At 30.9% G+C, this 11,717-nt stretch carries 9 protein-coding genes; 1 reads left to right on the forward strand and 8 read right to left on the reverse strand.

Features of this window, described 5'->3' with window-relative positions; all coding sequences use genetic code 11:
• A complete protein-coding gene (locus tag MHN29_RS15595; RefSeq protein ID WP_235275463.1) occupies window positions 1-696 on the forward strand; it encodes a pseudouridine synthase in 696 nt (231 codons plus the stop codon).
• 68 nt (window positions 697-764) lie between these two features.
• Here MHN29_RS15595 and MHN29_RS15600 read toward each other — a convergent pair whose 3' ends face one another.
• The 8 genes from MHN29_RS15600 to MHN29_RS15635 form a co-directional block, all read right to left on the reverse strand.
• Window positions 765-1,244 carry an Lrp/AsnC family transcriptional regulator gene (locus MHN29_RS15600; RefSeq protein WP_150898774.1) on the reverse strand — a complete coding sequence of 160 codons (480 nt, stop codon included), beginning with the start codon at window positions 1,242-1,244 and terminating at the stop codon, window positions 765-767.
• 83 nt (window positions 1,245-1,327) lie between these two features.
• Window positions 1,328-2,380 (reverse strand): M14 family zinc carboxypeptidase, encoded by a 1,053-nt coding sequence (locus MHN29_RS15605; RefSeq protein WP_235275464.1) that lies wholly within the window; start codon window positions 2,378-2,380, stop codon window positions 1,328-1,330.
• Between the two features lie 6 nt (window positions 2,381-2,386).
• Window positions 2,387-3,853, reverse strand: a complete 1,467-nt coding sequence (locus MHN29_RS15610) for an aminotransferase class V-fold PLP-dependent enzyme (RefSeq protein ID WP_235275465.1) — start codon at window positions 3,851-3,853, stop codon at window positions 2,387-2,389.
• A gap of 90 nt (window positions 3,854-3,943) precedes the next feature.
• Window positions 3,944-4,765, reverse strand: a complete 822-nt coding sequence (locus MHN29_RS15615; RefSeq protein ID WP_370630573.1) for a hypothetical protein — start codon at window positions 4,763-4,765, stop codon at window positions 3,944-3,946.
• A 42-nt stretch (window positions 4,766-4,807) separates the two neighbouring features.
• Complete coding sequence (glmM, locus tag MHN29_RS15620) at window positions 4,808-6,199, reverse strand: phosphoglucosamine mutase (RefSeq protein WP_235275467.1); 1,392 nt, start codon at window positions 6,197-6,199, stop codon at window positions 4,808-4,810.
• A 147-nt stretch (window positions 6,200-6,346) separates the two neighbouring features.
• Complete coding sequence (gene rpsA / locus MHN29_RS15625) at window positions 6,347-8,116, reverse strand: 30S ribosomal protein S1 (protein ID WP_150898782.1); 1,770 nt, start codon at window positions 8,114-8,116, stop codon at window positions 6,347-6,349.
• Window positions 8,117-8,451: 335 nt separating this feature from the next.
• Window positions 8,452-9,009, reverse strand: a complete 558-nt coding sequence (locus tag MHN29_RS15630) for a hypothetical protein (RefSeq protein WP_235275468.1) — start codon at window positions 9,007-9,009, stop codon at window positions 8,452-8,454.
• 15 nt (window positions 9,010-9,024) lie between these two features.
• On the reverse strand, window positions 9,025-11,717 hold a 2,693-nt coding region (locus tag MHN29_RS15635), incomplete at its 5' end, for an RHS repeat domain-containing protein (RefSeq protein WP_235275469.1).

Here is an 11,717-nt window from a genome sequence, read left to right on the forward strand (position 1 = left end):
ATGACATTAGACATACTTTTTGAAGACGAATATATTATTTGTGTATCTAAACCTAATAATGTTGTTGTACATCACGCACATCATTCTAGAAATGTTTCTGATGAAGACTCTTTATTACAATTATTATTTAATCAATTTGGTAAGAAATTTTATCCTATTCATAGATTAGACAGAAAAACTTCTGGTATCATATTATTAGCAAAAGAAACTTCTTATGTTTCTAAGTTCCAAGAATTGTTTACGAATAATGAAATTCAAAAAACATATTATGGAATTGTTCGTGGACATGCTCCTGAATCAAAAATAATTGATTCTCCTGTAAAAGGTAGAGATGCAAATGTGCATAAAGATGCTGAGACTTTACTTGAATTAGTAGATAAGATAACTCTTGATATTCCTGTAAAACCTTATGATACTTCACGATATAGCTTAGTTAAATTATCTCCAAAAACAGGACGCTTACATCAATTACGCATTCATATGAATAAGATAAGTCACCCTTTGATTGGTGATCCTAAATATGGTGATAAAAATCATAATACCATGTTTATAGAAAACTTTAATTGTGAGAATCTTTTTCTACATGCATATTCTTTGACATTTAAGCACCCAATATCTAACAAGGAAATGATATTAAAAGCTAAGCTTCCTAATGATTGGAATATTCTTTTCGAGAAATTTAATTGGAGTATTTAAAAAATTAATAATATTAAAAAAGGGTTACATTTAAAATGTAACCCTTTTTTAATTAATTTATTCTAAAATTAAATTTCTTTGAAAATAGCGTGCATTAAACGCTTTTTGTCATTGATACTTTCTTCTAAAGAAATCATCGTTTCAGTACGATTTACACCATGAATATCGTCAATTCTATAAATAATATCTTTTGCATCGTTTGTGCTTTTTGCTCTTACTTTACAAAATATATTATATTTTCCAGCAGTAACATAAGCAACCGTTACATTTGGTATTAAGCGTAAATTATCTAAAACGTGCTGCGTCATAGATGTTTTTTCTAAAAATACACCTACATGGGCTATAAACGAATATCCCATTTTTTCATAGTTCAAGGTTAATGTAGATCCTTGAATAATTCCTTCATCTTCCATTTTTTTAACACGAACATGAATAGTACCTGCCGATACTAATAATTTCTTTGCTATGTCTGTAAAAGGAGTACGAGCATTTTCAATTAAAATGTCTAAAATTTGGTGATCGATTTCATCTAGTACGAACTTCTTCATTTTTTTTGTTTTCTTCAAGTAATACTGCTAAAATATGTTTTTTTTACAAATAAAAACAACTTAGTTTAACAAAAGTTTAATTTTTAGTTATTTTTATTGAATTCTTTATGACCTAGAAAGGTTGATAAATTTCCTTCCTTTTCTTTAGTTAAGGTGAGTGCAAATTTACCATTTTCTACTTTCTCGACATACTGATATGCTACATCTTTTTCATTATTTTTTGTTCTATAAATTACATCATAGAAGTTCTTGATATTGTTTGGAATAGAAAAATAATCGGTATAATTTTCAAAGTTTTTTGCTGTAGAAATGTGATAAATTCCCTGTAATAGCGCGAAAAAATTAAATTTTCTCGCCATTTCTCGGTCATAATCTTCTTGATAATGTCCTGCTTCAATTAAAATTGTATTGTGCCCTAACTTTTGAAAATTATCTCCTGTTGCTGTTGGATAAAATTCATCTGTATAACGTCCAATATGATTTGGAATAAATTCTTGTAATAACGAATTCATGGCTACAATTACATTCATGGTCTCTTTTCTACCACTTGTAACTTCTCTTGAAATATCTTCCGATGGTGCTAAAAATGAAATTGTTGCTGGATTTTTAGTTCCTTCTACACCAAAAATAGTTCTTTGATCATGTAAATTAAAACAAAACTCTGGATTAAATCCGTCCAATACTTTTCTTAGTAGCTTACTTTCTTTAGCTTCTAATGCTACAGCATCTCTATTTAAATCAATATTATTAGCATTAACTCGAGTGTATACCTCTGCTCCATCTGGGTTTAACATTGGTATCATAACTATCTCACAATTTTCTTCAATAGCTTTTACTATTTCAGAATTTGAAAAATCTTTTATAAAATTTAAGAAATCAAATAATGCTTTGGTTCCTGTACTCTCATTACCATGCATTTGACTCCAAACAAGAATTTTTCTTTTTCCTGAGCCAAATTTTAATTGATAAATATCCCTTCCTTCTTCTGATACTCCTATTACTTTCTTTTGAATAGAAGTAGTTAATTTTTCATATAATGGCTCAATATCCTTTAAGGTAATCCATCTACCAGATATTTCACTTTCTTTAATTGTTGAATAATTATTTTCTAAAAAAGAAGATGCTATTTGTTTCATATATTATTATAAAGAAAACCAGTTTGCCACTAGCTCTTTTTCTATAGGTGAGGCTGATATATGAATGTAATCGTTTTTTTGCATATCATATGTATAATCTTTCGACCACTCTTCTATATTATCAGCTAATGTATTTAATGAATTACAGATGTAATCAACCTCCTCATTTGTAATGGTTGGGTGTACTGATAAACGTACCCATCCTGGTTTTTCGGTGTTACATCCTTCTAATATTTGATCTTTTATTTTATGTGAAGTATTTTGATCTACATTCAATAAAAAGTGCCCATAAGTACCAGCACAAGAACAACCTCCTCTTGTTTGAATTCCAAATCGATCATTTAATAATTTTACTACTAAATTAAAGTGATACTTTTCAAAGTAAAACGAGAAAATACTTAATCTATCTTTATGGTTTGGTGCTAATATCTGAACGCCATCTAAGTTCTCTAAACAATCAAAAATGATTGGATTTATTTCATCCTCACGTTTTTTCATGTTTTCAGTTCCCATTTGGTCTTTTACCTGAATTGATAAAGCTATTTTAATTGTTTGTAAAAAAGCTGGTGTACCACCATCTTCGCGTGTTTCTACATCATCAAAATAGTCATGTTCTCCCCAAGGATTTGTATAACTTACTGTACCTCCTCCTGGGTTATCTGGCACCATATTTTTGTATAATTTCTTATTAAAAATAAGTACTCCAGAACTTCCAGGCCCTCCTAAAAACTTGTGTGGAGAAAAGAAAATAGCATCTAAATACTCATCTTCTTTTTCTGGGTGCATGTTGATATCAACATACGGTGCTGAGCAAGCAAAGTCAACAAAACAAAGTCCACCATATTTATGTATCAATGCAGCTACTTTATGGTACTGAGTTTTAATTCCTGTTACGTTTGAGCCTGCTACAATTGAAGCTATTTTAATTGGTCTATCTTTGTATTTCTGAATTGTTTCTTCAAACTTTTTTAAGCATACCAAACCTGCATCATTACACGGTACTACTACAACATCGGCAATTGTTTCTATCCACGATGTTTGGTTTGAATGATGCTCCATATGAGACACAAAAACAATCGGTTTTAATTCCTCAGGAACTTGTGTATGATCTTTTAAACTTTCAGTTACTTTTAAGCCTAAGATTCGTTGAAACTTGTTTACAACACCAGTCATTCCAGAACCTTCTGTAATTAAAACATCATCTTTTGATGCATTTACATGACGCTTTATGATATTTCTTGCCTCATGATATGCTAATGTCATAGCTGCACCAGAAGTTGATGTTTCTGTATGTGTATTGGCTACAAAAGGTCCGAATTTGTATAATAACTGTTCCTCAATAGGTCTATACAATCTACCACTAGCAGTCCAATCAGTATATACCATTTTTTGTTCACCATAAGGTGACTGGTAGGTTTGATCGATTCCTACAATGTTTTTTCTAAATTTATCAAAATATTGCTCTAAATTCATAATTAGATTGTATTACAGTTAAAATTAAGATTAATAAACTATCTAGTCTAATAGATTTATAATATTAACCAATTAATAATTTTTGTTTAATTATAGTCTAAACTTACCTCCTATTAATATAGTGTTTTCAAAAAAGTAAAAACTTTGAGAAGCACTATCTGCTGGATTCATTGTTGTTCTTATATCAGACATATTGATGTATCCACCTTTTAAATCGGCTTGTATAAAGAAGTGTTTTAAGAAAGCGATATTTAAACCTGCTCCTATAGACATTCCGTAACCCGATAAATGGAACTCATCATACCTTTCATTTTCTAATAACTTTGTGTTACTTCTTGGAAATAAAATACCAGCACCTACACCTTCTGTTAAGTTAATTTGTAAGTTCTCCATATTTAATCCAAACCAGTGACTTACATCGTCAAATCGTTTTACTTCTACATTTACGTAGTTTAAACCATCTGTATGTTCAAAACGTAAGAAATCATCCGTTAACTTAATTGTCTGATTGTTATAAGTACCATCGTACTTTGCGTTTCCTACATTTATATTTCCGTTTATAGTTACATCTTGATCATTTACCATTACATATTTCATATGATCAACTCCAATAGAAATTGTATAATTCTCTTTAAAGAAATATCCTATTCTATAGTTTGTTTGTGGAATGGTAATTCTCCCTGGGTGAAAATAATCTCTAAAAGAAAACTTAGTTGGTCTGTCTTTTGCTCTTACATTAGATAATGTAAAATCGTAATTTTCACCTTTAAATCGGATATCAGAATCAGAGTAATCTGCCCAGTTCCAACCCCAGTAAACAAAGAACTTTCCTTTATTTGTAACTTTCTTTTTCTCTCTTACTTTTTCTTCTTTCTCTTGCCCTACTATTAATGATGTTGTTAACAACATCATTAATAAACTCACTATTCTTAATTTCAACGCGTTGTTATTTTCTTATTTTATTATTGCTTTGATTTCTTCTATCACTCTTTCAGCCAGTGAATCTGCTTTTTCTTGTGATTTTGCTTCTGTATAAATTCGAATAATAGGCTCTGTATTCGATTTACGTAAATGTACCCACTCTTCAGCAAAATCTATTTTTACTCCATCTATGGTATTTACTTCTTCATTTTTATACTTATCAGCCATCGTTTCTAAAATCTTATCAACATCAATTTGTGGTGTTAACTGGATTTTATTTTTACTCATAAAGTAACTTGGATATGAATCTCTTAATTCTTTACATGACATTTTTTTATGTGCTAAATGCGATAAGAATAAAGCAACTCCTACTAATGAATCTCTTCCGTAGTGAGAAGCTGGATAAATAATTCCTCCATTTCCTTCTCCTCCAATTACTGTATCGGTATCTTTCATCATTTGCACCACGTTTACTTCTCCTACTGCAGAAGCTGTGTATGTTCCTCCGTGTTTTTCTGTAACATCTCTTAATGCTCTTGATGATGATAAGTTTGATACAGTGTTTCCTCCACCTAATCTTCCTAATACATAATCGGCACAAGCAACTAATGTATATTCTTCACCAAACATTGATCCGTCTTCAGAAATTAATGCCAAACGATCTACATCTGGATCCACAACAATTCCTAAATCAGCTTTCTTTTTTACTACTAATTCTGAAATATCAGTTAAGTGCTCTTTTAATGGCTCTGGATTGTGAGGGAATTGTCCATTTGGTTCACAATATAATTCGATGCATTTTACACCTAATTCTTTTAATAAAGCTGGAATAAATACACCTCCTGTAGAATTAACTCCATCTACTACCACTTTAAACTTAGCTTTTTTAATAGCTTTTACGTCTACTAAATCTAACTTTAAAACTTCTTTGATATGCTTTTTTAAGTACTTCTTATTCTTTTTGTATGAACCTAAATCGTCAACTTCAGCAAAAGAAAAATCTTCACTTTCAGCTAACTTTAAAATTTCTTCACCATCTGCTCCATTTAAAAATTCCCCTTTTTCGTTCAATAATTTTAAAGCATTCCATTGTTTTGGATTATGAGAAGCAGTTAAGATAATACCTCCCTGTGCTTTTTCTAACGGTACTGCTACTTCTACCGTTGGTGTTGTAGACAATCCTAAATCGACTACATTAATTCCTAAACCAACTAAAGTATTGGCTACTAGGTTACTTATCATTTTACCAGAAATACGTGCATCTCTTCCTATAACTACTTTAATTTTTTCAGCTTCTGGATTTCTTTTTTTTATGAATGCTCCATATGCTGAAGCAAATTTGACAGCATCAATCGGTGTAAGGTTATCTCCTGTAGCTCCCCCTATTGTACCTCTGATTCCTGATATTGATTTTATAAGTGTCATATTAATTTTTATTAGGGTACAAATATAATGGTATTTAAGAAATTAACTTAAAAACTAAGCGTCTTTAACTGTAACAAATGTTACAATTAAGAGCATAAAAAAACCGCTACAATTGTAGCGGTTTTATAGATATAAATGTTTAGAAAATTATTTTCCTTCCATTTTCTTCTTTAACTCAGCTAATCCACCGATATCACCTAATGTAGTTTTCTCTACATCAGCAGCTTTCTTAGCAGCAGCCTTGATGTTTTTCTTTTCTTCTTCTCTAAAGATAGAAGTATGAGAAACAACAATTCTACGGTATTCTTTACTAAATTCAGTTACGATAAACTGTACAGTATCTCCTTTAGCTAATTTCGATCCGTCTTCTTTTTCTAAGAAACGAGTTGGAGCAAATGCTTCAATTCCATCAGCGAATACTACTGTAGCACCTTTATCATTCTTTTCTTTAATAGTACCTTCGTGAGTTGATCCGATTGCATACGTAGCTTCGTGAGCATCCCAAGGGTTATCTTGAGTTTGCTTGTGACCTAAGTTTAACTTACGGTTTTCAACGTCTAATTCTAATACTTGAACATCTAACTTATCACCAACAGTTACGAAATCTGATGGGTGCTTAATTTTCTTAGTCCAAGATAAATCAGAGATATATACTAATCCGTCAATACCTTCTTCTAATTCTACGAATACACCGAAGTTAGTATAGTTACGTACAGTACCAGTGTGAGTAGAACCTACAGGGTACTTAGTAGTAATATCTGTCCATGGATCTGGGTGTAATTGCTTCATACCTAAAGACATCTTACGATCTTCACGATCTAATGTTAAGATTTGAGCTTCTACTTCATCACCAACTTTTACGAAATCTTGAGCAGAACGTAAGTGAGTAGACCAAGACATTTCAGATACGTGAATTAATCCTTCAACTCCTTCTTCAACCTCTACAAATGCACCGTAATCAGCTAAAACAACAACTTTACCTTTTACTTTATCTCCAACTTTTAAGTCAGCATTTAAAGCTTCCCATGGGTGAGCTGATAATTGTTTTAATCCTAATTGGATTCTAGACTTGTTATCATCAAAGTCTAAGATTACAACATTTAATTTTTGATCTAATTCAACAACCTCGTTAGGGTGGTTGATACGAGACCAAGATAAATCAGTAATATGTACTAATCCGTCAACACCACCTAAGTCAACAAACACACCATAAGAAGTAATGTTTTTAACAACACCTTCTAATACTTGTCCTTTTTCTAATTGACCGATGATTTCACGTTTTTGATCTTCTAAATCAGCTTCGATTAATGCTTTATGAGATACTACTACGTTTTTAAATTCGTGGTTGATTTTTACAACTTTGAATTCCATAGTTTTCTCTACATACTGATCGTAATCACGGATAGGCTTCACATCAATTTGAGAACCTGGTAAGAATGCTTCAATACCAAATACATCAACAATCATACCTCCACGAGTTCTACACTTAACAAAACCGTTAACGATTTCTCCAGTTTCGTGTGCATTGTTAACACGATCCCAAGCTTTAATTACACGTGCTTTTTTGTGAGATAATACTAATTGACCAGAAGAATCTTCTCTTTTATCAACTAATACTTCAACTCTATCACCAACAGCTAAATTTGGGTTGTAACGGAATTCGTTTAAAGAAATAACTCCTTCAGACTTAGAATTGATATCGATAATTGCATCTCTATCAGTAATTCTTGTTACTTCACCTTCGATTACATCACGCTCGTTTACGAAACCTACTGTACCTTCTAAGGCTTTTTCAAATTCTTTTAATTTAGACTCATCAACTTCATCAATACCTTCTTCGTATTTGTGCCAGTTAAAGTTAGCTAAAAATTCTGCTGGGTTTACTGCTTCTGCAGCTTTTTTTGTTTCTTCAGACATGTCTGAAATAAATTTTGTATCTTCTTGTTAGCCAGATTTTTAACAACACTAACTCAAAGAGAAATTAAACTTTTATAAATATATTTTACACCTTTTATAAATCTGTTCTTGTAAAAAGGCGTGCAAATTTACGAAGTTTTATTGAAATAACCTACAAAGCTTTTGATTTTAAAAGATTTAACCTCACTACTGGTTATATAATTACAAACATTTTTCTTGCTTACACTTATTCAGTTATATGAAAGAGTTAATAAGATTAACTCTTTATTTCTTTTTACCACACGATGCAATCGTGCGAGAGCTGGGTTATACTATTTTTCATTATATCATTTAAACTAATCGTATAAATCTCTATCAATATCATTTAACAATTCAATAATATAATTTTTATGTCTTTCATTTTTCAACTCATTAGATACTTTCTTATATATAGCATTATATTTTTCATCCCTTTCTTTTCCTTCAAAAATTGAATACTCATATGATATCCCCATTTTCAAAGCTTTATTTAAAGAGCTGTTTTTATTATTAAATAGATAATCAGTAATTAAAGTTATATTATCTTGAAAAACTTCATTAAAGAAAGAACCTTCTATTAAGGTAGAAGATAAACTATCAGAATTATCATAAAGAAAGGTTATCCCACTAAGATAATCCTCTTGGTTTTCCTTTTTCTTCTGATATATATATTTGCACTGTGAAAAAAAAGCTTCTAAACAATCTGAGTCTTCAGAATTAAAATCATTTAGTTTATCTTTTAAGTAATTAGAATTCGTTATCTTATTAAAATCTATTTTACAATTAAATTTATTTTTTTCAGCCTTTAATGACTTTTTCTGTTGACTAACACAAGATGTATTAATCATTATTAAAACTAATAATATTATTCTCATTATTTTTTTTAATTATTACTCTTCTCTATTTAAATATTCTTTATACCTATTATCAAAATCATCACTCACTTTTTTCCAAAAAGCCTTTCTGGCAGCATAAATATCTTCTGCTTGAGATCTTAAACGTGATAAATCCATATTATCGGTAAAGTTCCACAAAAATGGAGAAACATTACCTTTAACCAATTGATCAAAAATAGCTTTTATTTCATCTTCTCCTGAGTTAAACGCATCAAGATCATCAATAACCTTTAAAACACCACCGTATTCATCAGGGTCATCCCCCATCAGTTGGTCAATTAAAGTTTTAAGTGTTAATATATCACTATCATAACATCTGATGCATCCTTCTGTCTTTTTTAATTTTGGATTAGATACTTTTTGCCATTTACCTGTTTTTTTATTGTAAAACTCCTGTCTCCCTCCATGTACCCTAATTAAACTTCTGCCGCTTTTTTTAATTTCCCCTGATTTAGGAGTAAGTATTAATCTATCGTTTGGACCGTAAGCTTTTCTCTTTAATCCAGAATCACTGGCCGTTATCCACATATTTTTATTAGGGATATCGTAAGTTCCTAAAGGGGTATCTGCACTTGTTTTCATTCGATTTCTACCTCCAATACCCTCTACACGCACTTTAAATCTAAATACTTCTTCACCATGTCTATTTGTTAACACCGCAATACCAAAACCATTCTTTTTCCTACTATTAGCAACATGTACTGTAATATCCCAATCACCATTAGGATCAATACGCATAACAGGAGAATTACGAACATAACTATATGGTGTAGAGTTAAAGTATAATTCTGCTTTAGCATCTAAATTCATCCATCTACCTAAAGTAGCATCATAATTTCTAGCCCCAAAGTCATGCCATTGAATACCTAACTCTTCATTTAACTCTTTTCCGTTGTATCCAAATTTCTGCGCCACAGAATTTCCTAGAGAAGACACATTCCCACTATACCCTTTATGTTTTAATCCAAATGGATAGTAATTAGACTCTTCTATAATTTCAGTACTTGGAGTAATTATCCCATCATTGTTACTATCAGTATATGATAAACGAACATTTCCTAAGTGATCTTTGTATTGATATACATATGACATCTCGACTGCGCTCGATGTGACATTGCCTACCTTTACATACCCCTCTGAGTGGTTAAAGAATTGTAAAACATTATTCTCATACATATAGTTTCCAGCGTACTCTGTAGTGGTACCATTTACTACCTTCTTTAGCTTCATACCTGCTGCATCGTAGGTATAAATAATATTTTGACCTCCTATGGTTACCTGTGTTGGTAAATTTAAATGATTGTAAACTATATTAGTGATGCCTTTATTGGCATCCGTTTTCATATTACCATTTACATCATAAGTGTACTCCGTAGTGGTATTGGCTCCATCTTTAAATCCATAAGTATCGTTACCATTGTCTAATACTTTGGTTAGTTTGTTTCCATTATCATAACTATACACTAAGTTATCCATTACTCCAAAGCTAGTTGCTTCTACATTGGTATGTCCATCTCTTCTTAAATTGATAATATTTCCGTTTTTATCATAAACTATTCCATATACATCATACCTACCTGTATCATCATCGGCTCTTGTTATTCTATTTAAAGCATCGTATGTATACACATATTTATTACTTACTGTATTTGATGTATTGTTTACACTTAAGGTATTCCAATTGATCTCACTTATGTTTCCGTTATACAAACGTTTGTTAGCATCTGCTATGTCGTTATACTTTAGGATAAAGTTAAATAAATCGTTGTCATTATCCGCATCTTGGTTAATGTTTTTTAACCATCCTCGTACATTGTATTTGTAATCTACTGTTTGTAATCTAGACTGAGTAATTTTCCCTCCTACTTTCTTTTCTACTAACTGCCCTAACTCATCATAACTATTTTCTGCTATTACTTCTGTATTACTTCCTATAGTCTGGGTTTGTTTAGTTAGTCTATCTAAGTTGTCATAGAAAAACTTATCTACAGTTACTATATCTGCTTTTCCTGTCTTTTTATGTGTAGTCTTTGTTTCTAAGACTCTTCCTGTAAAGTCATCTAACTTAGTCTCAACAATATCTGTAGTTTGTAACTCATCATTCTTTGAGTATACATATATTGGACGTGCCTTTTCATCGTAATAGGTTACTGTAGTTATCCAGTTATTTGTTCCTAATACACGTACTTTACTTATAGTAGCTAATCCTTTAGTATTTGTTGTTGTTGTTTTACCGTAACTTGTAGTTACTGTAGAAGTTAATCCTGCTAGTAAATCTGTATAAGTATCATAATAATTAATAGTATACACTTGTAAATTATTAACATCTGTAGGATAAGATCTATTGGTATACTTCAAATTTGTTCCTTCTATGGTTATAGTACTTGTTGAAACATCCTCATACATGTTAAGAGGTAAATCATCTTCAAATAACGATTGCATAACTGGTCTAGTACTTCCACTATGGAACTTTCCTGTATATACTACTCTTCCTAAGGCATCATATTTGGTAAATAACCATTTATTCGCTGCTCTTAAATTTGCATCTTGGGTAAGTACTGGTCTGTCTAACTTATCATATACAATATACTCCCAATCTTTTCCTGGCATTCTCTTTTCTACCAAACGGTTTCTATGGTCGTATTTATACTGATATCCTAAATCGTTTAACTTCCCTTGTATTATAA

The organism is Tenacibaculum sp. Cn5-46, from assembly GCF_022347705.1.
Taxonomy (GTDB): domain Bacteria; phylum Bacteroidota; class Bacteroidia; order Flavobacteriales; family Flavobacteriaceae; genus Polaribacter; species Polaribacter aiptasiae.

What these genes read in the sequence shown, in the direction of transcription:
- MHN29_RS15595 (WP_235275463.1), top strand. Translation starts at nt 1, where the DNA reads ATGACATTAGACATACTTTTTGAAGACGAATATATTATTTGTGTATCT.
- MHN29_RS15600 (WP_150898774.1), bottom strand. Translation starts at nt 1,244, where the DNA reads ATGAAGAAGTTCGTACTAGATGAAATCGATCACCAAATTTTAGACATT.
- MHN29_RS15605 (WP_235275464.1), bottom strand. Translation starts at nt 2,380, where the DNA reads ATGAAACAAATAGCATCTTCTTTTTTAGAAAATAATTATTCAACAATT.
- MHN29_RS15610 (WP_235275465.1), bottom strand. Translation starts at nt 3,853, where the DNA reads ATGAATTTAGAGCAATATTTTGATAAATTTAGAAAAAACATTGTAGGA.
- MHN29_RS15615 (WP_370630573.1), bottom strand. Translation starts at nt 4,765, where the DNA reads ATGATGTTGTTAACAACATCATTAATAGTAGGGCAAGAGAAAGAAGAA.
- glmM (WP_235275467.1), bottom strand. Translation starts at nt 6,199, where the DNA reads ATGACACTTATAAAATCAATATCAGGAATCAGAGGTACAATAGGGGGA.
- rpsA (WP_150898782.1), bottom strand. Translation starts at nt 8,116, where the DNA reads ATGTCTGAAGAAACAAAAAAAGCTGCAGAAGCAGTAAACCCAGCAGAA.
- MHN29_RS15630 (WP_235275468.1), bottom strand. Translation starts at nt 9,009, where the DNA reads ATGAGAATAATATTATTAGTTTTAATAATGATTAATACATCTTGTGTT.